The following is a 24634-nucleotide window of genomic DNA, read 5'->3' on the forward strand; positions in this document are numbered from 1 at the left end:
CTTCCGATCTAAAGATTGGAAAGATGGAACCTTTCAACTCGATTGGTTAGTTAAGCATAACTCGGACGATAGAGCCAGATGGTATGCAGTTATTATAGATGCCGATTTACGTGAATAGCAACCGTATGAGAGAAGATGGCATACAGCTAAAATCGACTCGTCGTTGCACGTATCAGTCAGGACATCACTTTGTCTWMTGTCAAGACTGATTCTGCCTACTGCCGTAGGCGCGGGAACCGTTCTGTATCCCCGTCGGGAACGAGCGAGGTTTTATCCGGTTCCCGAACCCTCCGGTTTCTATAAGGGAATTACGTAAACTGCTGGCTCAGCATTAGGGGATTGTGAACCGTGATTTTCTTCTTGTGAATTGAAATCATATTTTGATCGCGCAGTTCCCCCAGCAAACGAGTTACGGTGACGCGGGTGGAGCCAATCGCCTCGGCGATCGCCTGATGGGAGAGCTTCAGATCAACTGTCACGCCAGCACTGGTGGGGATGCCAAAATCGCGGCAGAGGATGAGTAAAAAACTCACTAGCCGTGACCCCATATCACGGTGGGCAAGGGTTTCAATCATCATTTCTGTCTGTAAAATCCGTGACGATAACCCCTGAATCATAAACATGGGCAGGGAGGGGTCTTCGTGCATAGCTTTTTCCACCTGTTCAAKGGGAACCGCCAGCAACTCCACACTGGTAAAGGCAACGGCATGGTAAAACCGATCCGAGCGGGTACCCGTAATCAGGGACAGGACGCCAAATACGGTATTCTCCCGCAGCAGCGCCACGGTAATTTCTTCCCCCGCCTCATAGACCCGTGAGAGTTTAACGGCACCTTTGAGCAAAAAATAGACCTTTTCCGCTGGATCCCCCGGAAAGAAAATTGTTTTCCCCCGCTCATAGGTTTCAGTTGTGGCAGGAAAAARCCCACTAGCCATGTGGCGAAAGACGGTTGCTAATGGTTGTTCTCTATTCATGACCTACTGTGGCTGTTCGATCCAAGGTAGTGGTTCAGTTGCCTGAGCCTCCCCCGCGTGTGGCATAACGTTCCTGAAAACAAAACTACACTACCGTTTGCGGAGAGTTTAGCTTTGAGAGATTAGTTAAACGGATTCAGGGGCACTTTTTTGTATCATGACACACATTTTTCCGAGAGAATTAACGGTGGCCGTCTCAGATAGTACAGTAGTGCCCCTACCAGTGGTAGCACGGTCCACCACCGCCACGGGCGATCGCCCATAGCGCGTCGCGCCCAATCATCCGGCAACAGGAGCGGAAACAACAGGGATAGCAGGCAAAAGTCAAGGGTCATGACGTGAATAAAGCGGCTAGAGCGCCATTGCTGCCAAAAGTCGGCCCACTCACCCCAAAGGAGGCCATAGCCGAGAAGTACCATCACTAGAAGTGATAAAAGGATAGCGGTTCCCCGCCACTCCCAGAGTTTGAGACCCTTGTCCAAGGTGCCGATCACCCGTGGATTGGGTTGGCGCAGCGCAAGGTAGGGCAAGAGGGCAAAGGCACCCACAAGAAAACTAGCAGCCACAAACGGCCATGCTGGGAACCGTTGACCGCGGCCATCCACTGCCAAAATGCCAGCGTAGAGAAGAGGCCATACCCCCATCAAATTAAAGAGGCTAACAATCAAGGGGTTAATGCCCTGCCAGTCGCCAAGCGCCAAGCGCTGAATCAGCTCCCATGTCTCGGGGCGATCGGGGGGGGCTAAGAACATACTGTAGAGGATAAGGCTGAGCCACAGTGCCCCTAAAAAGAAACGGTACCAAGAGGACACGAGCAAACTTGACAGGGTGGAGGGTAACGAGTTGTTCAATTCTGGCCTGTGTTCAACGAGACGCTAGAGTGTCCCGCAGTAGGGGATAGTCTTCACTAGTATATTAAAGAATTGTTTCCGGCGTGCAGACACAACAATAGACTTGAGACTCAGTAAACTGTCCCAAGCCTATGCTCAAAGAAACGTTGGTGCAGCCGCTCTAGTACGCCAAGCCCATACTGCGGGTGGTTTCAGCGCCCAGATAAACACGGATGCTTAAGAAATCGGTGGGGCAGGCGGTTTCGCACCGCTTWCAACCAACACAGTCTTCGGTGCGGGGGGAGGAGGCAATTTGCCCAGCTTTACAACCATCCCAAGGCACCATTTCCAGCACATCGGTGGGGCAGGCCCGCACACACTGGGTGCAGCCAATGCAAGTGTCGTAAATTTTTACAGTGTGAGCCATGTAATAACCGCTCCTAAACGATCAGGATACAGGGGTTGCCCTGCGGATGCCGTGCACCAAGGTACTCCCCACGGGACGACAGTAAGGGCAGTCTGGAGATAAATACCGAGAATTAGGATACCGCAGTGGCTGTAGTCTAAGTTGAGGAGCAGCAACAAACTTCAAAGAATGTAACTTTTTTGTAAAGTCTTATGAGGACTCCCCATTATGTCTCAGGTGCATCTTAAGGATTACGAGCAAGCTCAGCTAAACGTCATTCGCCGCTGGCTTGCCCATGATGAAGCAGGCATGGCACACCTTACCGCCGAGCGCCTTTTGCTCAACCTTCAACAAGTGCAGGGCTAGCAGATGCGTTTAGGGGAGAAAAGAGGAGGGCAGGGTATAATTTGGGTAGCAGCCTTGCTCTCTAGGCATGATGCAGGAGGGGTTATGCCAACCGTACAACACTATTCCCACGAGTTTATTAATCAATTGACCCCCCAAGACGTAGCCGCCCTAGCGCAGCGACTAGAGGAGGACGACTACGACACTCCCTTTGCTGCTTTAGAGGATTGGCATCTCTTGCGCTCCTTGGCATTTCAGCGGCCAGAACTTGCAGAACCGTACCTATACCTTCTTGATTTAGAAGCCTTTGACGAGTCCTAAGGTTGCCCCCCATTTACTGGTGGGGGTGGGCGGTGGTATTGCTGCCTACAAAATCTGTGATGTTATTTCCACCCAAGTAAAAGCGGGTTGGAGTGTTTCAGCAATTTTGTCAGAAACTGCTGCCCACTTTGTTACGCCTCTCACCCTATCGACCCTCTGTCGGCGGTCTGTTCTTACGGATGCTGATTTTTGGCACCCCCAAGCGCCCCGGCCACTGCACATTGAGTTAGCGGAAACGGCCACGTTGCTGCTCATTGCCCCGTTGACGGCGAATACCCTTGCTAAATTAGCCTATGGCTTGGCAGATACCCTGCTGACGAGTACAGTGCTGGCCTCCAACATGCCTATCCTCGTGGCACCGGCGATGAATACCCGCATGTGGGAGCAGCCCACTGTGCAAGCCCACTGGCAGCAGTTACAGCAGCAGCCTCGCTACCATTGCTTACCCCCAACCCACGGCCGCCTTGCCTGTGATAGCGTTGGCATGGGCCGCATGGCTGAGACGAGCGAGATTATTGCCTACCTTGATTCCTTGGCGCACACCCACGGCCAGCGAGACCTCAGTGGCAAGCACTTACTGATTACCGCAGGGGGCACCCGCGAATACTTGGATGCAGTGCGCTTTATCGGCAACCCAGCCACTGGCAAGATGGGGTTAGCGTTAGCGCGCGCAGCGGTACATCGGGGGGCACGGGTCACGCTGGTTCACGGCATCCTCAGTGAACCAGTGCCACCGCAGGTCACGGCCATTGCTGCTGAAACAAGTGAGCAACTGCAAGCGGCGGTGATGCAGGTGTGGCCAACGGCAGATTGGCTGGTGATGGCCGCAGCGGTAGGGGATGTCCGCCCCGCCACCCAGTACGCTGGCAAATTACCGAAGGCGCAGCTACCGACGGCGTTGCCCTTAGCCACTATTCCCGATATTTTGACCATGGCTGCCCAAGGTCGCCAGCCCCACCAACGGCTGATTGGGTTTGCCGCTCAAACAGGAGACATTGAGCCAGCGGCACGGGCAAAGTTAGCCCACAAAGGTTTAGACCTGATGGTGGCCAATGCAGTAGATCAGCCAGGATGTGGCTTTGGCACACAGGAGAATGCGGCTCTTGTCCTCGGCAGTGATGGGCGTTCCCATCGGTTGGCACGGATGCCCAAGTTAATACTGGCGCATCACATTTTTGATCTAGCGCAGGCATGGCTAACCTGAAGCAGCAGCTAACGGTGCTTCCTTTACCGCCCCATGTGCAGCGGGCGATCGCCGCGGCGGAAACCCTTGACTCCTTGGCCACCGTGGTGCAGGAGTTGGCCGAAAATGCCCTTGATGCTGGAGCGAGCCGCATTCATGTGCACTGGCACCCCCAACTGTGGAGTGTAGAGCTGACCGATAATGGCCATGGCATCCGTGTCGTTGACTTACCGCACGTGGCACTCGCTGCCACCACCAGTAAATTGCCCCAGAATGGGGATTGGATGCAGGTAACGACCCTTGGCTTTCGCGGCCAAGCTCTGCACAGTCTTGCCCAGATGGCTGAACTCACCATCTGTAGCCGCCATGTCGAGGCAGAGACAGGTTGGTGGGTTCGCTACGATCGCCACGGACATGTTCAAGCACAACGCCCCCAAGGGATGGCGGTGGGCACCCGTGTCGAAGTGCGACAGCTATTTCAGGACTGGCCGCAACGGCGACAGGGGCAACAGGCTAAACAGTTGCAGCGGCGACTTCAAGAACTCGCCCTGTGTTCGCCAGCGGTCGCATGGCATGTTCTGCGCGCCCAAAAACGCTGGTTGCATTGGCCTGCTGTCACCTCCCTTGGCGATCGCCTCCAACAATTCCTACCACAACTGAATCCCGCAGATTTACGCCAGTACCAAGATCCCCAAATTGAACTGGTGCTGGGGCTACCGGATCGCCACCATCGCCCTCGCCCTGACTGGCTGGGTGTTGCCATTAACGGTCGCTGGGTCGAACTCCACAGCCAACCCACATGGCAGCAGATCCTGCTGGAAGCCTTTGGCCGCAGCCTGCCCCGGCAGCGATTTCCCCTGTGCTTGGCTCACCTGCATTTGCCACCCAGTGCCATTGACTGGAGCGCCCAGCCCCAAAAACGCACCATCTACTTGCGGGATGCCGAGCAATGGCAAGCGCTGCTCAAGGAACGGATCGCCGACCTGTTGCACTCTCCGGTGACCTTGAGTCCGCCTGCTAGCTACCAGCTGCTAAAAACTGCCGAACCAGCGGGACGCTACCGCAGTATTGCCCCCCAGCCCTCGCTTCAGCACCTGAAAGCCGTGGCTCAATTGCATCAAACCTATATTGTCGTTGAGCAGCAGGATGGGGTATGGCTCATCGAGCAGCACATTGCCCATGAGCGGGTACTCTACGAACAAATTGAAGCAGATTGGCAGGTTGTCGAGCTGTCTCAACCTTTACTCATCGAGGCATTAACCCCTGAACAGGTGAACCGTCTCCAAGAGTGGGGACTCGACATTGTTCCTTTTGGCACCTGCGTTTGGGCGGTGCGTAGCCTGCCCCAGTTGTTGGAGTCTCGCGCAGATGCCACAGCAGCTCTGCTTGAACTCTCTCGGGTAGCTGATTTAACAGCAGCAAAAGTGGCAGTGGCTTGCCGTAGTGCTCTGCGCAATGGCACCCCCTTATCTCTGCCTGAAATGCAAACCTTGGTGGATCAGTGGTCTAGCTGTCGCCAACCCCATACCTGTCCCCATGGGCGACCGATTTGCCTACAACTGAGTGAATCGTCGCTTGCTCGCTTCTTCCGCCGCCATTGGGTGCTGGGCAAGAGTCATGGTCTGTAGGCCATACCTCACCCTTGGCTGTCAAGTGGGATTTCCCGACATGACTTGCCTAGAATGCCGAAATTGCAACAAAGCGTAATACCCCTTAAGGTAAGGACGGAACAACACTGCCTAAGCTTTAGCGGCTAGCTGGTGACTTTGGTGCAGTTATTTTAGGCAAGTTGTTTACCGCTGGCGATCGTGATGGAGTTCGATGTGGCAACAGTGTAAAAATCCCTGCCACATCTATTACTCGAGATAGCTATATCATTTGATTTCTTGATCTTAACCGAGCAACGGTTCGTTTGTTCATTCGTGAGTGGATTGGCAACTTGCCGAGTTTTGAGGAGGCATGAGGATGCGGATTGCTCAGATTGCGCCTTTGTGGGAACGTGTTCCTCCCCCAGCCTATGGCGGTACGGAATTAGTGGTTAGCTTACTAGCGGATGAATTAGTGCGGCGAGGGCATGAGGTGACCCTCTTTGCCACGGGTGACTCAAAAACCCTAGCACGGTTGGAAGCCGGATGTGCTGAGGCGTTGCGTCCCCAAGGGATTTTGCCACCGGAGTATGTGGTTTATGAGCAAATGCAACTGAGCAAGGTCTTTCAGCAGGCGGCGGACTTTGACTTAATTCATTCCCATGTGGATTACCCCGCCTTGCCCTATGCCAGCTTGACGAAAACACCCGTGGTTCATACCCTGCATGGTCTTTTCACCCCCCTCACGGAGCAGATATTTGTCCAGCATCATAACCAAAATTTTGTCAGTATCTCGAATTCGCAACGGCGTTCTGATTTAAATCTCAACTACGTAGCCACGGTCTATAATGCGATCGCCACCGATCGCTTCCAGTTTTACCCGCAACCGGACGAACCACCCTACCTCGCCTTTTTGGGGCGGATGTCCATCGAAAAAGGCCCTCACCTAGCGATCGCGATTGCCAAGGCGGTAGGCATCCCGCTGAAGATGGCTGGCAAGATTGATTTTTCCAACCAAACATTTTTTGAACGGGAAATTGCTCCCCACATTGATGGCCAGCAGATTCAATTTTTAGGGGAAGCCAACCATGCTATGAAGAATGAACTGATGGGGCGCGCCCTAGCAACCCTGTTTCCGATTACGTGGCAAGAACCCTTCGGCCTTGTGATGGTTGAATCGATGGCCTGTGGAACGCCTGTGATTGCCATGGCCTTGGGCGCTGCCCCGGAGGTGATTGCCCATGGTCGCAGCGGGTTCTTGTGCCACACCGTTGAGGACTGTGTTGCCGCTGTCCGCCAAGTATCACACATCGATCGGGCGGCCTGTCGTGCCTATGTTGAAGCCCACTTCGATGTTGATTGCATGGTGAATGGTTACGAAGCCGTCTATGAGGCTGTGCTGCGGGAACGCTTCGCCCAGAATGGTTATCTGCACACTCCCTTACGACTCGCCAGCTAAGTGTCTGGTGAATGTCTGCCAGCCGTAGATCGGGAAAGCTTCTCCCATCCCCACCGGCCTAACACGTATCAGGAGGAGATGGTCTATGACAGTCGCCCAGCAACCGTCAGTCACATTTCTTGCCCTTGACTATCCCCCCCAGCCTACGCAGGGGCATTGGGTTCACTCGCTGGCCACTGCCTTAGGGCACCAAGGTTGGCAGGTGAATTGGGTTACAACCGCCGCCGGTCAATCTCCGCAGGGATTTTCCAAGGGAGACACCCCACAAACGCTTGCTTCAAAGGAAACGCTACCTGAACGCGAACTGACTAGCTTAGCCCCCACATGTCAACTGATACCCATAGAACTGGACATAGATCCGCAGCCGTGCGAGCGATCGCTCAAGCAGGCGGCCCAAGCCATCCTTGCCCAGCAAACTCAGCGCGGGTTGATCAGCCCCCTCTTCCATAGTTTTGATGATGCCTCAGCCCATCTTGGCCAATACTTCAAAGCGTGCTATGGTTGGCGCTGGCTCCATACCCCGCCCCTAGGGCAAAGCCAGATGGGAACGATCAAGCACACCGGCGCTGAACCCGATCAGTGGCTCCTTTGGCAGGGGATGGCCACTGGTACTGGGGATGATGAGGTCAATCGGCAACGCCAGCGGCACTATGGGGGCTTCCGCCGCGATCCTTGGGTGGCGATCGCCACCCACCTGCATAATATTTATCGCCAGCACTTAGCCGCCTATGTAGGCGCTCGTCACGTCGAGATCCCACCTGTGGTAACCTTACCGATTGCTCCAGACCACCTACCCTCCCAAGATCGCGAACTGATGCTGGCCCATGCCTAATCGATCCATGAATCATCCATCTGTTTTCCCTGAGCCGCTATCCTCACCCTCCACCAACCCAGGAATCGAGCCACAGGCCGATTCACCGCCAACGGCAACGCCCCCCGCCGACTCCAGTGACCCCATATCTGTTGTGGAGTTGGGGGATGGACGTACCTTCGCCCCTGTGCAGGAGGCAACAGAGACGCAATGGCCCTGTACCCAGAGCCGACGCCAGCAGACAACGTTGATCCTGAAAGATAATGACATCTTCTTAATCACGGATCCGCTGGGAAATATCACCTGCTTTGATAACCGGGATGAGACGCACCTCGGTCTCTTTTGCCGCGATACCCGTTTCCTTAGCCGACTAGAGTTGCAATTTGAGCGTCAACCGCTGATCCTGCTAAGCAGTTCCGCCCAGCGCGGGTTTGCCCTATCGGCGCAGTGTGCCAATCCGGGAACATCGCAGATTCCACCGGAAACGGTGAGTATTCAGCGGGAGCTGGTGTTGCAAGGGGGGCTGCTAGAAAAATTGACCCTGACCAACTATGGCAAGCAGCCCGTTAGCTTTGAACTGAGTTTGACCTTTGAGGCTGACTTTGCTGACCTCTTTGAGATTCGCGGCTGGGTACGGCAACGCACGGGGTTACGGATGCGCCAGCTTCGAGATGCCGAAGACGATGTATCGCTGAGTGCACCGTCGTCCGCCGCCGTCTCTCAAGATGCACCATCAACCCTGTCCTCCTCCCGCTCCCAGGCTCTAGTCCTCGCCTATCGCGGGGTGGATGGGGTCTTTATGGAGACCCGTATTGACTTCTATCGCCATCAGCCCGATCGCCTAGAGGGATATACGGCCATCTGGCACCTGCTGTTGCTCCCCCATGCCACAACGGTGTTGGGCTATCGGCTACAGCCCTTTGTAAATAATGAACCCGCTTCATCGGTGAGCATCCCAGCAACCGTCAGCCAAGCGCTAGCGGCGGAAACGATGGAGATGCAGCAGTGGCAAGAGTGTACTACCCAGTTTTACGCTGACGATCGCCCCTTGCAGCAAATCCTTGATCGCGCCACCCAAGATATTTACCTGCTACAACAGACCTTTCCCCTTGGGGACGACACCGATGAAACTGGGCAAGCCTTGGCAGCGGGTATTCCGTGGTTTTCCACCCTGTTTGGGCGCGATGCCCTGATTGCAGCGATGCAGACCTTGATTCTCAATCCGGATATTGCTCGCCAGACGCTGATGGTTCTAGCCGCCTATCAGGGACAGGCCACCAACGAATGGCGGGATGAGGAACCCGGGAAAATCCCCCACGAGTTGCGCCGGGGGGAAATGGCTCGCTGTGGCGAAATCCCCCATGATCCCTACTATGGCACGGTGGATGCTACGCCCCTGTGGCTGATGCTCTATGCCGATTACTATGCCTGGACGGGCGATCGCGCCTTTTTGGAACAGTACTGGCCCCACGCCGAAGCGGCGATGGCGTGGATTGATCGCAACTGTGCGGCTAGCGAGGGGTACTTAACCTACGAACGCAAGTCAGCGGGTGGGTTACGCAATCAAGGCTGGAAAGACTCAGGGGATTGCATTGTCAATGCCAAAGGGGACCTAGCAACGGGGGCGATCGCCCTCGTGGAGGTGCAGGGGTATGTTTATGCGGCTCGGATGCGCCTGAGTCAATTGGCTTACGCTCTTCACAAGCCGGACTTAGGCGATCGCTGGCAGCGGGCAGCTCAAACCCTCAAAGCCCAGTTCCAGAGAGACTTTTGGCTGCCGGAACAGGGGTACTTTGCACTGGCTCTCGATGGCGATGGCCACCCCGTAGATAGCATTACCTCTAACCCGGGGCAGTGTTTGGGGTTAGGGCTATTCAGTCGCGAACAGGCTCAGAGCGTTGCTGAACGCCTGAGTGCTCCGGATTTGTTCAACGGCTGGGGGATTCGCACCCTCAGCAGTACCYCCCCCGCCTACAACCCGATGGGGTATCACTTGGGTTCGGTGTGGCCCCACGACAGCGGTCTGATTGCCTTGGGGCTGCGCAGCCTAGGCTATACGGAACAGGCTCTAGAAATTGCCCAAGGTCTTTTGGACATGACCGCCCAGCAGCCGTACTACCGCCCGCCGGAACTCTTTTGTGGTTTTGCCCGCACTGCCGATAGCCCCCCAGTTCGCTATCCCGTGGCCTGCTCACCCCAAGCCTGGGCCACCGGCAGCATCTTTCACCTCATCCAAGTGATGGTTAATCTTGTTCCCGATGCTCCCAATAACTGTTTGCGGGTGGTGAATCCGACGCTATTACCCGACGTTTACTATTTATCCCTGCGTAACCTACGCATTGGCCAGACATGGTTAGATCTGGAGTTCGAGCGAGCCAATGGCGCAACGGCCTGCCGCGTAGTGCAAAAACGGGGCAATTTACGGGTCATTATCGAAGCCTGAGCTGGTGGTTTACAGATAGTGATAGTACTGGTCTGGGGAATCGTCGCGATCGCGCTGGATCGCATAGAGATGGGCATACAGTCCCCCTTGTGCCAGTAGCTCGTCATGGTTGCCCTGCTCGCAGATGGTGCCTTCGTTGAGAACCACAATTTTATCGGCATCGCGAACCGTACTGAGGCGGTGGGCAATGATAATCATGGTGCGGGTACCAGTAATCGTCCGCAGCGCTCGCTGAATATCCCGCTCCGACTCGTAATCTAGGCTTGACGTTGCTTCGTCAAAGACCAGCACATCGGGATCCGCCAACAGCGCCCGGGCAATCCCTAGGCGTTGCCGTTGCCCCCCCGACAGCCGCAGCCCCCGCTCCCCCACAATTGTCCGATAGCCATGGGGAAGTTGTTCGGCAAATTCATCCACCCGCGCAATGGCACAGGCACGATAAACTGCTTCCGCATCGGCATCGGGGTGAGCGTAGGTGAGGTTATCCCAGAGGGTACCGTTAAACACGTCCACTTCTTGGTGCACGATCGCCAACCGTTTACGATAGGCGCGCACATCAAGGGTTTGAATGTCTTGGCCATCCACGAGAATCTGGCCTTGATCCGGCTGGAAATAGCGAAAGAGCAACTTAATGAGGGTTGACTTCCCTGAGCCGGAGCGCCCCACCAAGGCGACGGTTTGACACGGCGGAATCAGCAAGGTAATATCCCGCAAAATTGGCCGTCCGGGGACATAGCTAAACCAGACGTGCTGGAAATCTACCTTGCCAGAGAGTTGAAGTTGGGGAATGGCAGCTTGCCCGAGGTCAATGCTGTCTCGCCCTGAGGGTAGCTCCATAAATTCATGGAACCGCAGCACTGAGGCATAGCGCCGCGCAAACACTTCCGCCACCTGCGAGAGGGGGGTAATTTCGGCGTAGGCCATACTGGCAAGGGTGTAGATGGTAATGAAATGGCCAAGGGAGACCCGCCCAGCAATCGTGGCGGCCAAGGAGAACCCCAACAAGCTAAAGAGGCAACACTGCACAAGGGTGCCTTGCCATGTAATGAGATACATGTAGCCGCGGTGGATGCGATCAATCACCATCTTGAACTCGCGATCCAGTCGATGGCGCTGCCGCTCTAGTTCGCGGGCTTCGTTAGCAAAGGCTTTGACGGTTTTGATGTTGGTAATGATCTCGGAGGTACGGCTTTCGGTGTTTTCAATGTGGCTGTCGAGAATTTCTTCTTTTTGAATAATTCGGCGCAGCGATCGCAACGTTAGCGCCAAGATCACACTAAACGAGACAATCAAACCAAGGGCAACCGGCCAGTCGAGCCACCATAAAATCAGGCTAATGCCCAGCACCCGCACCAGCTTAGGAATTAGTTGACCGGCAACTTCAGGATAGCTCCACGTATGGTTAGAGATGCCTTTGTTGACACGGTTGGCAATCCGACCGGGGTTATTTTCCTCAAAAAACTCTAAGGGTAGGCTGAGAATTTTTTCCACTGCTTTGCGGCTGTGATCTCGGCGCGCCGCAAGGGCGATCCACCAGTGGAACCACACCCCCACCCACGGCTGGATAGGAGCGCGGATCACCGTTGCTAAAAAGACCAGCGCACCCAGCACAGCAAGGTTCACCTGAAACGTATTGGTTACGCCAGTGAATCGGGTCACCGTTTCGGCGATCGCCACTATCGGCGCATCCAGTGGTTGCTGCGAGAGCAAATTGAGAATTTGACCAATGGCATAGGGAACCAGGAGATCCACTAGCTCGCAAACGCTAGCCGCAATAATACTTGTGAGGGCGATCGCCCGGTAAGGACGATAGTAGGACAAAATTGAGCGAAAAGATGCCATAACATCGATGCTCAGCAACAAATGTCTCGATTTTAACAAATTTTAATAATGCCGTTTTTTTCTAAGGTGGCGGTGGCTCACCATTGGCGGGATTAGCGGGCGGTGGCTCAGCGTTGCCTGCGTCATTGGTTGGCGGGGGGGGTGACTCAACCACCGGTGGGGTCGGCGATGGCGTAGCCACTGGCGGGACTGTGGGACTTGGCGTGGGGGTGGGCACGGTCAAGGTGGGTTCCGGCAGCGGTTGCTCTAACTCAGGCGTGGGGCTCTCCACTGGCTCTGGCGTCGGTTCGGGTTCTGGCGTGTTTGTTGGTGTGGGGGTGGGGGTTGGGGTTACCTCAAGGGGGGGGACAACCGTCGGTAAGGKGGGGGGAAATTCCTGTTCTTGAGGCTGCAAGGGCGGCGGCACAACGGTGTCCACCGGCTGACTCCGTAACAGCAGACCCAGCCCTGCGCCAGCAAGCCCACCAATAAGTGCGGTTCCCAGCAGCCATCCCCAAGGTGACACGCCTGATCGCTGAGGGGAGGGTAGCACTGCCACCCCGCCCTCCGGCTGAGTTGCCCCTAAGGCAGTGCGATGTTTGGGCATCACCGCCACCGTTGCCGTAGTTTGACGAGCCACATTACCCCCTTCTAGGAGTTGTAACCATGCCCGCACACTTTGGGGACGCTCTCGCACATCCAGCGCCATCCCCCGTTCAATGGCGTCAATGGTGCGTTCACTGAGGTTGGGCTGGAACTGGCGCAGGTCTTCAAGGGGGACGCGATCGCGCAGCACCGACGCAACGGGCGGTTGACCGGCCAACAGGGCATAAAGCGTTGCTGCCAACGCATAGACATCGGTGGCGGGAGTCCATTGGTGGCGAGGTAAATACTGCTCAACCGGGGCATAGCCTGCCGACAGCAACCCCGTATTGGTTTCAGTGACTCCGGTTGTATATTCACGGGCAATACCAAAATCAATCAGCACCACCTGATTGGTGCCTTCGCGGAGCATGATGTTATCGGGCTTGACATCGCGGTGCAGAATGCCGTGCTCGTGTACCAAATCAAGGGCACTGGCCACTTGGCGAATGTAGTGCAACGCTGTTTTTTCCGGCAGTGGCCCCTGCTGCTGAATCACTTGAGCGAGGGTCTGACCCGCAATATAGYCCATGACAAWAAAAGGCCGACCCGCCTCAATAAAGCAGTCGCTCACCCGCACAATATGGGGGTGCTGAAACTGAGCAAGGCGTTGGGCTTCTTGGATAAAACGCTCCCCCAGATCATGGATGCGCTTCGGCGGCTCCTGTTGCAGATTGAGGGTTTTGAGAACCACTGGCTGATTCAGCAGGGTATGGGTAGCGCGATAGGTGACCCCAAACCCTCCCTGACTCAACAAGGCATCAAGACGATACTTCCCACCTTGAAGGGTACTACCTACACTCAGCATACTCAGGGAGGACATAGGCACCTTAAGGACGCAGCGTCGAAGAAGGGGGTTGCGGTGTTGTTAACGGGGCTGGACGTTGACTAAGAATAACCAAGCGATAGCCCAAGTATGCAGGTAATGTCGCCATTATCATCAAGATTACCACGGACAACAGCGACCCCCAGTGAAACCGGGAGCCATAGTAACTACGGTAGGGATCATAGCCAGCCTGAGGCACAATTTTTTCCCGTAGAGCCATCGGCCGCTTAAAGCGTAAGCGCCGATCATCGAGTTTTTCAAATAAGATCCATCCCCCTTGGGCTTCTTCACGACAAACCTGCCGCAGCACTTCAGGGTCATGGAACTGATTGCGCAGCGATCGCACAATTTTGAATTCCCAACCCCCTAACTGAGCCGATGGTTTCCCTTGGGGATCGGGTGGTTTTGAAGGGTAGGTGGTCAATTGTTCCTCTTCTTCATACGCCTGTTGGGTTTGGTCGTGTTGCCAGCACCACCACTGGCGGTACAGCAGGGCAGAAAAACCCAAGCTGCCGCTCATTAAGGATAATAGAATCACTTCGGCCATGGTGCTGCATTGGTGCTAGGGTCTGATCGGCGATCATACCGGAAAAGCAGATGGTTGTTAGGGTGGGTCACGACTGTCACGGCGACGGATAAAATGGCAAATTCCGCGCTCTGAGGCACTAATAAAATCGCAAAACTCTTGAATGAGGGGATGATCCAGTTGTTCCCGCAACTGCTGTACCGCTTGGGAGGTGTTCAGCGCAGAGCGGTAGAGCACATCAAGGGCATGTTTCAGTATGTGCCGCTCCTGAGCAGAAAMCCCCGCACGCCGTAAGCCCACCACATTTAACCCCATGATCGTATTGGTGCTCAGGCTGCGGGTCATACAAAAGGGCGGGACATCTTTTTGTATGGCCGTTCCCCCAGACAGCATCGCTAAACGGCCAATACGGGTAAACTGGTGCACCAAACAGTTACCGCTAATAAAGACGCGATCGCCAATGTGGGCATAGCCGGCAATCAGTGCATTATTGGCGATCGTGACATAGTTCCCTACATGAACATTGTGGGCAAGATGACTATAGGCCATCAGTAAACAGTCGTGACCCACGTGGGTAACGGACTCAGCCTGCGTACCGCGATGAATCGTGACCCCCTCGCGCAGCGTACAGCGATCGCCAATGTGGACATAGCTCAGACCACCGCGGTAGGACACATCCTGCGGTAAGTCACCAATCACTGCGCCACTGTGAACCCTACAGCCTTCCCCCAAGCGGGTGTGCCCCAGCAATGTGACGTGGGGGGCTAACTGCGTACCCCTGCCAATTTCAACCGTACCGGCAACATAGCAAAAGGGACCAATCTCCACATCCTCCGCAATCCGCGCGCCCGCCTCAACAATCGCGGTTGGATGAATCCCCATTTCTTACTCCCCCGACCACTGGTTAATCGCCCGCAGCACAACCTGCCCTTGCTGATAAACCGCACTGAGTTGGGGAATGGGCTGGGGGGCACGGGAGAGCATTAACTCACAATAGCCAAGAATTACCGTCAAGGGAGTGCGCAGGTCATGGCGGTAGCGACTGAGATCATCGATCAGGGGGKGTGCGAGCTGGTCATTGAGTCGATCGCTAGCTGCTTGGATTTTGTGAATCAAGGCAGCCTCTTGGGCAGTCCATTGCAAGGATGTAGCCGATAACTCTTGGGCGATCGCCCCTAGCTGCTGTGCTTGCACCACCAGTTCTGCATGGGTTGAAAACAACTGCACGAAACGTCAAACCTTCTTACCATAAAAGAGATTACGCGATTTTGACCCCCCATGACTGACGACCTACGGCAATATCTCAAACTTTTGGAAGAGCGGCAACAACTGCGCCGAATTACTGTGCCCGTAAACCCCGATCTTGAGATGGCCGAAATTTGCAATCGCCTCTTGGCCGCCGGCGGGCCTGCCCTGCTGTTTGAACAGGTGATTGGTTCCCCCTACCCTGTAGCCATCAATTTACTGGGAACCGTCGAGCGCGCCTGTTGGGCGATGAAGATGAACCACCCCCAAGACCTCGAAGCCTTGGGTAAAAAACTTGCACTCTTGCAGCAGCCCAAACCCCCGAAAACCCTGCCCCAAGTCATCGATTTTGGCAAAGTGCTCTTTGATGTGGTGCGCGCCAAACCCAGCCGTGATTTGCTACCCCCTTGCCAGCAAGTGGTGGTCAAAGCCCCCGATCTCGACCTCCGCCAACTGCCCCTGATTCGCCCTTACCCACAGGATGCAGCCAAGATTATTACCTTAGGACTCGTCATTACCAAGGATTGCGAAACTGGCACGCCTAACGTTGGGGTCTATCGACTGCAATTGCAATCCGCCACTACCATGACCGTCCACTGGTTATCAGTGCGCGGCGGGGCGCGGCACCTACGCAAGGCGGCAGCACGGGGGCAAAAACTGGAAGTCGCCGTTGCCCTAGGGGTACATCCCCTGATTATCATGGCAGCCGCAACCCCCATTCCTGTGGATTTGTCGGAATGGCTCTTTGCCGGACTCTACGGTGGTGGTGGCATTCATCTGGCAAAGTGCAAAACCGTTGATCTTGAGGTTCCGGCACAGTCGGAGTTTGTCCTTGAGGGAACCATTACCCCCGGTGAACTCCTGCCCGATGGCCCCTGCGGCGATCATATGGGCTACTACGGTGGGGTCGAAGCCTCCCCGGTGATTCACTTCCATTGCCTTACCCATCGACGCGATCCCATTTACCTAACAACCTTTAGTGGCCGTCCCCCCAAGGAAGAGGCGATGATTGCCCTTGCCCTCAACCGCATTTACACGCCAATTTTGCGGCAGCAGGTCTCAGAAATTGTGGACTTCTTTTTACCGATGGAAGCCCTCAGCTACAAAGCCGCGATCATTTCCATTGACAAAGCCTACCCCGGCCAAGCCCGCCGCGCTGCCCTTGCCTTTTGGAGTGCCCTGCCCCAGTTTACCTACACCAAATTTGTCATTGTGGTGGATAAAAACATTAATATTCGCGATCCACGCCAAGTGGTTTGGGCCATTAGCTCCAAAGTGGATCCCAGTCGTGATGTCTTTATTTTGCCGGATACCCCCTTTGACTCTCTGGACTTTGCGAGTGAACGGATTGGCCTCGGCGGTCGCATGGGGATTGATGCAACCACCAAAATACCGCCGGAAACCGATCATCCGTGGGGGCAGCCCCTCACCTCTGACCCTGAGATCGCTCAACTAGTGGATCAACGCTGGCAGGAGTATGGCTTAGGGGATTTGGACTTGACGGCAGTGAATCCCGAACTGTTTGGCTACGAAATCGATTGAGAGCCTAGCTGCCGCTGCTAAGCTAGAAACAGCACGGTGAAGCATTTCCCTGTTGATTCCTGCTGTTCGGAGGATGCATTATGACTGAGTTGGCATGGCAGGCAGAGTATTGCTCTGGCCTAGAGGTTATTGATCAAGAGCACCAGCAGCTTTTGCAGCGTTTACAGCAGTTAGCCGCGGCGATCGCCCACGGGGACGCCTTCGCACACCTAGAGTCACTGTTGCTGGATTGTGCGGCGGAAACCCAAAACCACTTCCAGCACGAAGAAACCCTGATGGCAGCGGCCAATCACCCCCAATATCTCTCCCACCGAGCCGCCCACCAAAACCTGCTGCGGGATTTGAACCGTATAGTGAACGAGATTCAGAGTCATCCTGAGACCTTAACCACCACCACCGTCACAACCCTTGGTCAACTCGTGCTTCAGCACATTTGCGATGAAGATCTACCCATGCTCTATCTGTTGACCCACCCAGAAGAACTGGCCAAGCAGCAAGCTGAGCAGTTGACAGCAGAAACCTTTTTTTGATACCTTAAGCCCTCCTATTGCCAGTCGAGTCCCGTGTCCCAAGCTAAAGTGATTATCCATGGGGGAGCTGGGCCTTCCCTCCAAGATAAAGGTGGCCTGATTCCCGTCCGTGAGTCTCTCCACAGGGTTATTGTCCAAGTTACCCAAGCCTTAGAGCAGGGTGCCGCAGCGATGGAGGCGGTCGTATTGGGGTGCCGCTTACTGGAGGATGACCCTCGCTTTAATGCAGGCACAGGGTCAGTCTTGCAGTCCGATGGTCAGATTCGCATGAGCGCCTCAGTGATGGATGGCTCGCAACAGCGTCTCAGTGGGGTGATTAATGTGTCACGCGTTAAGAACCCCATTGATCTGGCGCAGTGGTTACAAAACAGTAGCGATCGCCTCCTTTCGGATATTGGCGCAGCAGAACTGGCGCGGGAGTTACAGCTTCCGGTGTATCAACCCCTTACCGATCAACGGCTCTATGAGTGGCTCGAGGAGCGCAAAGGCAATTTTCAAACCGCAATGGCTGGCGTTGTCGCCGAAGATGCTGGACGCGGCACCATTGGCGTGGTCGTACGGGATCAATTTGGCCAGTTGGCCGTCGGCACCTCAACCGGGGGCAAGGGGTTCGAGCGCATTGGCCGAGTCAGTGATTCAGCAACCCCTGCTGGGAACTATGCCAACAGTCTTGCCGCCGTAAGCTGTACAGGCATTGGCGAAGACATTTTAGACGAAGCCTTAGCCAGCCGTATCGTGGTGCGCGTTACCGATGGGTTGTCCCTCGAAGCTGCCTTTGCTAAGTCCTTCCAAGAAGCCGCCACCCGCCAGCGAGACTTTGGTGCCATTGGGCTCGATCATCAGGGAACGCTTGCATGGGGCAAAACCTGTGATGTTCTCCTCGCCGCCTATTGGGATGGTCAACACATTGGCGACACCCTAGAACTGCCACCAGGGCTACAGGTGGGATGCCGAGCATAACAGCCAAGAATAATTTATCCTTGCTGTCAATTTTTTTTATTGTGCCGCAGCCGCAATGGGGTGCATCCTTAGGGGCAACCCCCTATAATTTGATAGTGTTTTAACATTCATCTGGCCGATGTCCCTTGAGGGAACCTATGACCAATACGACCTCGCCTGCCATCCTCAATCCGATTGCCCGTCCCGAAGTTCCCCAAGAACTTGCCGAAAACATTATCCTCACCTCTCTAAACGATGTTTACGACTGGGCACGGCTGTCCAGTCTGTGGCCGCTGATGTACGGCACCGCCTGCTGCTTCATCGAATTTGCCGCCATGATTGGCTCGCGCTTTGACTTTGACCGTTTTGGTTTGGTGCCCCGCAACAGCCCCCGTCAAGCAGATTTAATCATTACCTCCGGCACCATCACGATGAAAATGGCACCGGCACTGGTGCGCCTCTACGAGCAAATGCCCAACCCCAAATACGTCATTGCCATGGGTGCGTGCACCATTACAGGCGGGATGTTTAGCTCCGATTCCTACTCGGCGGTTCGCGGTGTTGATAAGCTGATTCCCGTGGATGTGTATTTGCCGGGGTGCCCCCCCCGCCCCGAGGCGATTATGGACGCGATTGTCAAACTGCGTAAAAAGATTGCCAATGAGCACCTGAGTGAACGGGGAAACCTTGCTCAGACTCACCGTCTCTTTACAGCTAAGCACACGATGAAGGCGGTGCCCCCCATTCTTACGGGTGAGTACCTTAAAGCCCCAAGCCGACAAGCTCCCCCTGCTGCCCTCGCAGAGGCCATGGGGATGGCTGTTCCAGCCTTAGCTGATCAAGTTGCTGAACCCACGCCCATCTCTGAGTAAACCTATCAGGAAATAATGTGATGGAAGTCTCAACTGAGTTACTGGTTTTAGGGGTGTACATTGGCCTTGCGGGTCTGTACCTGCTCATCTTGCCTGCCCTCACCTACGCTTACCTCAATAGTCGTTGGTACGTTGCCGGCTCCCTTGAGCGAGCATTTATGTATTTTCTGCTGCTGTTCTTCTTTCCGGGAATGCTGCTATTGGCTCCCTTTCTCAACTTTCGTCCCCAGCCCCGTTCCCTTGAACCCTAGTGCCAATGCGTCGCATTGATGTGCTTGGGATTGGCGTAGGCGTCTTTTTCGCTGGCGGTCTCCTCTATGTCGTGCTACGGCTGTTGGGTCTAGAGCCAACCCAAGCGGGAATCTGGAGTCAAGGCATTTTTGTCTTAGGGGTAATAGGCTGGCTTGCCACCTATCTGCTGCGGGTCTTTAGCGGACGCATGACCTATCATCAGCAGTTGAATGATTATGAAGAGGCAGTGCTTGCTCAGCGCTTAGCAGAGCTGTCGCCGGAGGAGCTAGCGGCGCTGGAGAAAGAGATTGCTGCTGAAGCAGCCCACGCCCCAGAAAGCGATCCCTAATCGCGAGATAATGGAGCTAGACTTCCTAGGCGTTGCTATGCACTTTCCCCGCTCCTGTGGCTTACTTTTGCACCCAACCTCCCTTCCTGGGGGGTATGGCATTGGCGACCTCGGTGCGGGGGCACGGGCATTTATCGAGTTTCTCGTTGCTAGTGATCAGCAGTACTGGCAGGTGTTGCCCCYCGGCCCAACCGGCTTTGGCAACTCCCCCTACATGTGCTACTCGGCGATGGCGGGGAATCCGCTCCTAATTAGCTTGGATGAGCTGGTTGCGGCTGGGTGGCTCGCGGCAACCGATTTAGCTGGCCTGACCTATGAGAATGGCGATCGCGTCGATTATGATGCTGTTATTCGTCAAAAGCTACCGCTATTAAAACTGGCTAGCCAGCGGTTTCAGGCGCAAGCGACCGCCGCCGATTGGCAAGCCTTGGCCGACTTCCGCCAATTAGCTCACTATTGGCTGGAGACCTATGCCCTGTTCATGGCCTTAAAGGATCACCATGACGGGCAGCCGTGGTATGAATGGCCTGCCCCCTTGCGCGATCGCGACCCTGCCGCGCTGGCTAAGATGCAGGTGCAGCTCAAAGATCGCATTTTTGAGTACGAGTTCCAGCAATTTATCTTTTACCAGCAGTGGCATGCCCTCAAGGATGCCGCCAATGCCCAGGGGATTGAAATCATTGGGGATATTCCCATCTACGTGGCCCATGATAGTGCCGATGTCTGGGCGTTTCCTCAATTTTTTGAATTGAACCCGGACACGGGCGCAGCTGCCCTCATGGCGGGTGTGCCCCCCGACTACTTTAGTGCCACTGGGCAATTATGGGGCAACCCTATCTATAACTGGAGCGCCCTAGCCGCCGACGGTTACTCATGGTGGATTGAGCGCTTTCGCACACTGCTGTCCTATGTGGATATTATCCGCGTGGATCACTTTCGGGGCTTTCAAAGCTACTGGCAAGTGCCCGAGCGGGAAGAGACCGCCATCAATGGTGCATGGCAAGAGGGGCCTGGAGCTGCCTTTTTTGAAGCGTTACAAGCTGCTTTAGGTCGCCTACCTATCCTTGCTGAGGATTTAGGAGACATTACCCCCGATGTCATTGCCCTGCGAGATCAATTTCAGTTTCCGGGGATGAAAATTCTCCAGTTTGCCTTTGGCGGCGGCGCGGATAACCCGTTTTTGCCCTTTAACCAAGAGCGCAACTGTGTTGTTTACACAGGCACCCACGATAATGACACCACTGTGGGCTGGTACGAGAGCCTAGGGGATTGGGAACGGCAGCGGTTCATTGACTATCTGGGATACACCCCCAACGACCCCCACTGGGCGTTAATTCGCCTTGCCCTAGGAACAGTGGCTAACCAAGCCATTATCCCGGTTCAAGATCTCCTAGGGCTAGGCACCCATGCCCGCATGAATTTTCCTGGAACCAGCGAAGGGAACTGGTCATGGCGAGTCACGGCTGATCAACTCACCCTTGAATTGGCGGCTCATTTTAAGCATTTGGTGCACTTATTTGGGCGGCAAGCCCCACCGCGTCCCGAGCCTACCGCAGATTCTACCGCTAACGAGACCTAAGCACGACGGCGGCCATCGGGCATAATGGTGCCGCGCAAATCTACCTCGCTGAGGTTAGCCCCACTCATATCTGCCGCTGTCAAGTTCACTCGGGTCAAGTCTGCCCGGGATAAGTTAGATCCTGAAAGGTTGGCATCCGCAAGGTCTGCGCCACTGAGGTTAACACCGCTGAGATCGACAGTGCCCACTAAACTGCCACTGAGGGTGGCACGGCTGAGGGTAGCGCCACTGAGGGTGGCACGGCTGAGGTTGGCTTCCGAGAGGGTGGCACGGCTAAAATTAGCTCCAATTAAACGGGCACGGCTGAGGTTGGCTTCAATCAAGTCAGCGCGGCTAAAGTTTGCTTCCGTGAGCTCCACCTCCCGCAGATTTGCCCCACTCAGGTTGGCTCCCCGCAGTTTCACGCCGTTAAAGACAAGGGCACTGAGGTTGGCACTGCGCAAATCTGTTTGACTGAGATCTGCGCCGTCCAGTAATGCCCCCTGTAGATTGGCGCCTTGGAGATTGGCTCCCCGTAAATTTGTACCCACTAACTTGGCACGGCTGAGGTTGGCTCCCCGCAGGTTCGCCCCACTCAGGTCAGCACGGCTGAGGTTGGCTCCCCGCAGGTTCGCCCCACTCAGGTCAGCACGGCTGAGGTTGGTGTCGGATAAATTTGCGCCGCTGAGGTTGGCTCCCCCTAAGTTGACATCTGCTAACTCTAAAGAAGATAAGTCGGCTTTCGCCAGTTCAGCACCCGTAAGATTCGCTTTGGTCAGATTGGCCTCACTGAGCTTAACCTCTGTTAGGTCAACGCGGCTGAGATTTGCGCCACTGAGGTTGGCCGCCGTTAAATTGGCACCCGTGAGGTTGGCTCCACTTAAATTAGCACCGCTCAGGTTGGCATTACTAACATCGGCTTGAATTAAATCTACCCGCATCAAATTTGCTTGGGTGAGGTCGGTGCCGTGAAGGTTCGTTCCTTGAAGATTGGCACCACTGAGATTGACCCCTTGCAACCCAAGTCCGCGCAGATCGGCATTGGCTAAATCCACACGAGTCAGATTTGCACCCTGTAAAATGGCTCCCCGGAGGGTGGTTTCCGCCAATTCTGCCCGACTTAGGTTGGCGCGCGTCAGGTTTGCCCAGCTAAGATCGCTGCGGCTCAGGTTGGCACCGGCCAAATTGGCATCCACCAGTTCCGCCTTGATCAGCATGGCGTTAATAATTTCAGCCCCACACAACACGGCACCGCTCAGGTTTGCACCGCTCAGGTTGACCCACTCCATGTCGGCGCGGGAGAGAATAATGCCGCGTAGGTCAGCGTTAATGAATTCACCGTTTGTTAAGCTGGCACGATTAAAATCCCGTTCACCACTGACGTAGCGTTTTAACAACTCCTGTGGATTCATAGGGGAGATACTCGTACCCGTCGCTATCTTTTCTAGTTTGACATACCGTTTTGGAAATCAGGGGCGATCGCCTAGGTGGTGTATTCAGCATTGATTTTGACGTAGTCGTAGCTCAGGTCACAGCCCCACGCCACTCCAGTGCCATTGCCTTGGCCAATTTTGACTGACAATACCACTGGATGATCCACCGATTGGCCGTTCTCTGCGGTTTGGTTGCGCTGGGCTTGATTCACCAGATAAGCATTGGCAGCAGCGCGATCAAAGGGGAGGGGCTGGCCTTGGCTTATCATTACAATGTCCCCTAGGGAAATAGCCAAATTACTCGGATCAAAGGGAACCCCAGCCCGACCCGCCGCCGCCGCAATGCGCCCCCAGTTGGGGTCACGGCCATAAATGGCAGATTTGACCAGCATTGACCCAGCAATGGTGCGGGCAACCTGACGGGCCGAGGCATCGTCACTGGCACCACTGACCTGTACTTCAATGAGACAGGTGGCACCTTCCCCATCTCGAGCGATCGCCTTGGCCAAATAGGTACACACCTCTGTGAGCATTTCTTCAAGAAGGATGGCGGCTGGTTCGGCGGCATCCGTCATGGCGGGGGTGCGCGACTGACCGTTGGCGAGGGCAATCACACTGTCATTGGTACTGGTGTCACCATCAACGGTGATTTGATTAAAGGAGCGATCGCAGGCGCGCTGGAGCATCGCTTGCCACAGGTGAGGCGAGACTGCTGCATCACAGGTAATAAACGCCAGCATGGTTGCCATATTAGGGTGAATCATCCCCGACCCTTTAGCCATGCCACCAATACGGATGGGTTGCCCCTCCCACTGGGCTTCTAGGGCGATCGACTTTGGCACGAGATCTGTGGTCATAATGGCTCGGGCAGCCGCATCGCCGCCGGTCTCACTCAGGGAGTTGGTGAGCGTAGGCAAGGCTTGGCGCAGTTTCTCAAGGGGAATTGGCTGACCAATTACCCCTGTGGAGGCGACAAGCACCATCTCCGGACTAATCTTCAGGGCAGATGCTACCATCTCCGCTTGTTCGAGTACAGCAGCCCATCCTTGAGACCCCGTAGCTGCATTGGCATGCCCAGCATTGCACAAAATCGCTTGAGCGGTTGCCTTAGTTTGGAGGCGTTGGCGACAGTAGGTCACCGGCGCAGCGCAGACGTGATTAGTTGTAAACACCCCTGCGGCGATCGCTGGCAAATCAGAGACAATGAGGCTTAGATCCGGTGCACCGGACGCTTTTAAGCCAGCCCGGATACCATTTGCCCGGTATCCCCTAGGAGCAGTGACTCCTCCAATAATGCGTTGCCAGCGGGTCATAGTCTTGGTCAATTCAGTAGATAACCGCTGCGATTATATCAGGCTGATTTTGCCTCGCAACCAAGTGTTAACAGAACTTGTAAAATGCCGCCCTTGCATCCCATGGCAAAAACCTCAACATTGGCAACCATTGGCGCAGTTACCGCCTCGGAAATTGTTGTGGCACGATGTTGGTTAGCCTAAACGCTAAAACATTATGGCGAGAAAACCCTTTCACATGTGGGAATATAAGAGGAGGCTCTATCGTCCGAGTTATGCTTAATCAATAGCTAAATGCCAGCAAATTAAGCAACGTAACTGAAAATTGTCAAAGTTCCTGAACCCATAACCTGACCGCTTGATCAGCTTCAATTTATTGTTAATACCTTCAACAACATCACTATTTGTGTGATTATCAAAATAGGCGGTGACTTCACCAAACCACCGACAAATTGTTCTTACGCTCTAGA

General features: G+C 55.0%; 24 protein-coding genes and 1 pseudogene. 14 read left to right on the forward strand and 11 right to left on the reverse strand.

All coding sequences use genetic code 11. The annotated features are described in order from the left end of the window. Positions 1-308 precede the first annotated feature (308 nt). The 3 genes from ntcA to psaC form a co-directional block, all read right to left on the reverse strand. Positions 309-974 carry a global nitrogen regulator NtcA gene (gene ntcA, locus L5470_RS07825; protein ID WP_499499239.1) on the reverse strand — a complete coding sequence of 222 codons (666 nt, stop codon included), beginning with the start codon at positions 972-974 and terminating at the stop codon, positions 309-311. Positions 975-1129: 155 nt separating this feature from the next. Further along, positions 1130-1786 (reverse strand): hypothetical protein, encoded by a 657-nt coding sequence (locus tag L5470_RS07830; RefSeq protein ID WP_227517605.1) that lies wholly within the window; start codon positions 1784-1786, stop codon positions 1130-1132. Between the two features lie 199 nt (positions 1787-1985). Continuing rightward, positions 1986-2231: a photosystem I iron-sulfur center protein PsaC gene (psaC, locus tag L5470_RS07835; RefSeq protein ID WP_499499241.1), complete on the reverse strand. Its 246-nt coding sequence runs from the start codon at positions 2229-2231 to the stop codon at positions 1986-1988. Positions 2232-2438: 207 nt separating this feature from the next. Between psaC and L5470_RS07840 the strand changes: the two genes are divergently transcribed. The 7 genes from L5470_RS07840 (at position 2439) to L5470_RS07870 (ending at position 10358) form a co-directional block, all read left to right on the forward strand. Further along, on the forward strand, positions 2439-2576 hold the full coding sequence (locus tag L5470_RS07840; RefSeq protein ID WP_499499243.1) for a hypothetical protein: 138 nt from the start codon (positions 2439-2441) through the stop codon (positions 2574-2576). Between the two features lie 84 nt (positions 2577-2660). Beyond that, positions 2661-2876, forward strand: coding sequence for a protein IsiD (gene isiD, locus L5470_RS07845; RefSeq protein WP_099798636.1), 216 nt, complete (start codon positions 2661-2663; stop codon positions 2874-2876). After that, positions 2863-4080: a bifunctional phosphopantothenoylcysteine decarboxylase/phosphopantothenate--cysteine ligase CoaBC gene (gene coaBC, locus L5470_RS07850; protein WP_227517606.1), complete on the forward strand. Its 1218-nt coding sequence runs from the start codon at positions 2863-2865 to the stop codon at positions 4078-4080. The genes isiD and coaBC overlap by 14 nt, the downstream gene beginning before the upstream one ends. Then, entirely contained in the window at positions 4068-5687 is a 1620-nt protein-coding gene (gene mutL, locus L5470_RS07855; protein WP_499499245.1) for a DNA mismatch repair endonuclease MutL, read from the forward strand. The genes coaBC and mutL overlap by 13 nt, the downstream gene beginning before the upstream one ends. Before the next feature lie 337 nt (positions 5688-6024). Then, entirely contained in the window at positions 6025-7104 is a 1080-nt protein-coding gene (locus L5470_RS07860) for a glycosyltransferase family 4 protein (RefSeq protein WP_499499247.1), read from the forward strand. 85 nt (positions 7105-7189) lie between these two features. Continuing rightward, positions 7190-7936: a hypothetical protein gene (locus L5470_RS07865; protein ID WP_499499249.1), complete on the forward strand. Its 747-nt coding sequence runs from the start codon at positions 7190-7192 to the stop codon at positions 7934-7936. A gap of 7 nt (positions 7937-7943) precedes the next feature. Further along, positions 7944-10358: an amylo-alpha-1,6-glucosidase gene (locus L5470_RS07870; protein ID WP_499499251.1), complete on the forward strand. Its 2415-nt coding sequence runs from the start codon at positions 7944-7946 to the stop codon at positions 10356-10358. Positions 10359-10367: 9 nt separating this feature from the next. Here the strand turns inward: L5470_RS07870 and L5470_RS07875 are convergent, their stop codons facing one another. The 5 genes from L5470_RS07875 to L5470_RS07895 all read right to left on the reverse strand — a co-directional run bounded on the left by L5470_RS07875 (position 10368) and on the right by L5470_RS07895 (position 15400). Next, positions 10368-12200, reverse strand: a complete 1833-nt coding sequence (locus L5470_RS07875; protein WP_499499253.1) for an ABC transporter ATP-binding protein — start codon at positions 12198-12200, stop codon at positions 10368-10370. A 61-nt stretch (positions 12201-12261) separates the two neighbouring features. Then, on the reverse strand, positions 12262-13644 hold the full coding sequence (locus L5470_RS07880) for a serine/threonine-protein kinase (protein ID WP_499499255.1): 1383 nt from the start codon (positions 13642-13644) through the stop codon (positions 12262-12264). Between the two features lie 7 nt (positions 13645-13651). Beyond that, positions 13652-14194, reverse strand: coding sequence for a hypothetical protein (locus L5470_RS07885; RefSeq protein ID WP_499499257.1), 543 nt, complete (start codon positions 14192-14194; stop codon positions 13652-13654). 57 nt (positions 14195-14251) lie between these two features. Continuing rightward, positions 14252-15055, reverse strand: a complete 804-nt coding sequence (gene lpxA, locus L5470_RS07890; RefSeq protein ID WP_499499259.1) for an acyl-ACP--UDP-N-acetylglucosamine O-acyltransferase — start codon at positions 15053-15055, stop codon at positions 14252-14254. Between the two features lie 3 nt (positions 15056-15058). Beyond that, positions 15059-15400 carry a histidine kinase dimerization/phospho-acceptor domain-containing protein gene (locus tag L5470_RS07895; RefSeq protein WP_499499261.1) on the reverse strand — a complete coding sequence of 114 codons (342 nt, stop codon included), beginning with the start codon at positions 15398-15400 and terminating at the stop codon, positions 15059-15061. Between the two features lie 51 nt (positions 15401-15451). On the opposite strand from L5470_RS07895, the gene L5470_RS07900 reads away from it, so the two are divergent. From L5470_RS07900 to malQ, 7 genes are all read left to right on the forward strand, one after another. After that, a complete protein-coding gene (locus tag L5470_RS07900) occupies positions 15452-16960 on the forward strand; it encodes a UbiD family decarboxylase (RefSeq protein ID WP_099798646.1) in 1509 nt (502 codons plus the stop codon). Between the two features lie 80 nt (positions 16961-17040). Then, the gene (locus L5470_RS07905) at positions 17041-17490 is read left to right on the forward strand and encodes a hemerythrin domain-containing protein (RefSeq protein WP_499499263.1); all 450 of its coding nucleotides are present in this window, start codon (positions 17041-17043) and stop codon (positions 17488-17490) included. 33 nt (positions 17491-17523) lie between these two features. Next, complete coding sequence (locus L5470_RS07910; RefSeq protein ID WP_499499265.1) at positions 17524-18450, forward strand: isoaspartyl peptidase/L-asparaginase; 927 nt, start codon at positions 17524-17526, stop codon at positions 18448-18450. A 137-nt stretch (positions 18451-18587) separates the two neighbouring features. Continuing rightward, complete coding sequence (gene ndhK / locus L5470_RS07915) at positions 18588-19301, forward strand: photosynthetic/respiratory NAD(P)H-quinone oxidoreductase subunit K (RefSeq protein ID WP_499499267.1); 714 nt, start codon at positions 18588-18590, stop codon at positions 19299-19301. A 20-nt stretch (positions 19302-19321) separates the two neighbouring features. Further along, a complete protein-coding gene (gene ndhL, locus L5470_RS07920; protein WP_099798648.1) occupies positions 19322-19552 on the forward strand; it encodes a photosynthetic/respiratory NAD(P)H-quinone oxidoreductase subunit L in 231 nt (76 codons plus the stop codon). Positions 19553-19557: 5 nt separating this feature from the next. Further along, the gene (locus L5470_RS07925) at positions 19558-19881 is read left to right on the forward strand and encodes a DUF3007 family protein (protein ID WP_499499274.1); all 324 of its coding nucleotides are present in this window, start codon (positions 19558-19560) and stop codon (positions 19879-19881) included. A gap of 37 nt (positions 19882-19918) precedes the next feature. Next, the gene (gene malQ, locus L5470_RS07930) at positions 19919-21460 is read left to right on the forward strand and encodes a 4-alpha-glucanotransferase (RefSeq protein WP_499499270.1); all 1542 of its coding nucleotides are present in this window, start codon (positions 19919-19921) and stop codon (positions 21458-21460) included. On the opposite strand, the gene L5470_RS07935 is transcribed toward malQ, so the two are convergent. The 3 genes and pseudogenes from L5470_RS07935 to L5470_RS07945 all read right to left on the reverse strand — a co-directional run. Further along, a complete protein-coding gene (locus L5470_RS07935) occupies positions 21457-22851 on the reverse strand; it encodes a pentapeptide repeat-containing protein (protein WP_499499272.1) in 1395 nt (464 codons plus the stop codon). The two genes, malQ and L5470_RS07935, sit on opposite strands and share 4 nt — an antisense overlap. Positions 22852-22922: 71 nt before the next feature. Continuing rightward, positions 22923-24185 carry a bifunctional glutamate N-acetyltransferase/amino-acid acetyltransferase ArgJ gene (gene argJ / locus L5470_RS07940; RefSeq protein WP_099798652.1) on the reverse strand — a complete coding sequence of 421 codons (1263 nt, stop codon included), beginning with the start codon at positions 24183-24185 and terminating at the stop codon, positions 22923-22925. Between the two features lie 258 nt (positions 24186-24443). Further along, positions 24444-24629 (reverse strand): annotated as a pseudogene (locus L5470_RS07945) (transposase); the annotation flags it as partial. Between the last annotated feature and the right edge of the window lie 5 nt (positions 24630-24634).

Origin of the sequence: Synechococcus sp. PCC 6717 (genome assembly GCF_022698185.1) — a bacterium.
GTDB lineage: Bacteria > Cyanobacteriota > Cyanobacteriia > Thermosynechococcales > Thermosynechococcaceae > Thermosynechococcus > Thermosynechococcus lividus.

Bases quoted from the DNA above. Each gene is read 5' to 3' on its own strand.
- L5470_RS07840 (WP_499499243.1), top strand. From the start codon at position 2,439: ATGTCTCAGGTGCATCTTAAGGATTACGAGCAAGCTCAGCTAAACGTC.
- isiD (WP_099798636.1), top strand. From the start codon at position 2,661: ATGCCAACCGTACAACACTATTCCCACGAGTTTATTAATCAATTGACC.
- mutL (WP_499499245.1), top strand. From the start codon at position 4,068: ATGGCTAACCTGAAGCAGCAGCTAACGGTGCTTCCTTTACCGCCCCAT.
- L5470_RS07860 (WP_499499247.1), top strand. From the start codon at position 6,025: ATGCGGATTGCTCAGATTGCGCCTTTGTGGGAACGTGTTCCTCCCCCA.
- L5470_RS07865 (WP_499499249.1), top strand. From the start codon at position 7,190: ATGACAGTCGCCCAGCAACCGTCAGTCACATTTCTTGCCCTTGACTAT.
- L5470_RS07875 (WP_499499253.1), bottom strand. From the start codon at position 12,200: ATGGCATCTTTTCGCTCAATTTTGTCCTACTATCGTCCTTACCGGGCG.
- L5470_RS07885 (WP_499499257.1), bottom strand. From the start codon at position 14,194: ATGGCCGAAGTGATTCTATTATCCTTAATGAGCGGCAGCTTGGGTTTT.
- L5470_RS07900 (WP_099798646.1), top strand. From the start codon at position 15,452: ATGACTGACGACCTACGGCAATATCTCAAACTTTTGGAAGAGCGGCAA.
- L5470_RS07905 (WP_499499263.1), top strand. From the start codon at position 17,041: ATGACTGAGTTGGCATGGCAGGCAGAGTATTGCTCTGGCCTAGAGGTT.
- ndhK (WP_499499267.1), top strand. From the start codon at position 18,588: ATGACCAATACGACCTCGCCTGCCATCCTCAATCCGATTGCCCGTCCC.
- ndhL (WP_099798648.1), top strand. From the start codon at position 19,322: ATGGAAGTCTCAACTGAGTTACTGGTTTTAGGGGTGTACATTGGCCTT.
- L5470_RS07925 (WP_499499274.1), top strand. From the start codon at position 19,558: ATGCGTCGCATTGATGTGCTTGGGATTGGCGTAGGCGTCTTTTTCGCT.
- L5470_RS07935 (WP_499499272.1), bottom strand. From the start codon at position 22,851: ATGAATCCACAGGAGTTGTTAAAACGCTACGTCAGTGGTGAACGGGAT.
- argJ (WP_099798652.1), bottom strand. From the start codon at position 24,185: ATGACCCGCTGGCAACGCATTATTGGAGGAGTCACTGCTCCTAGGGGA.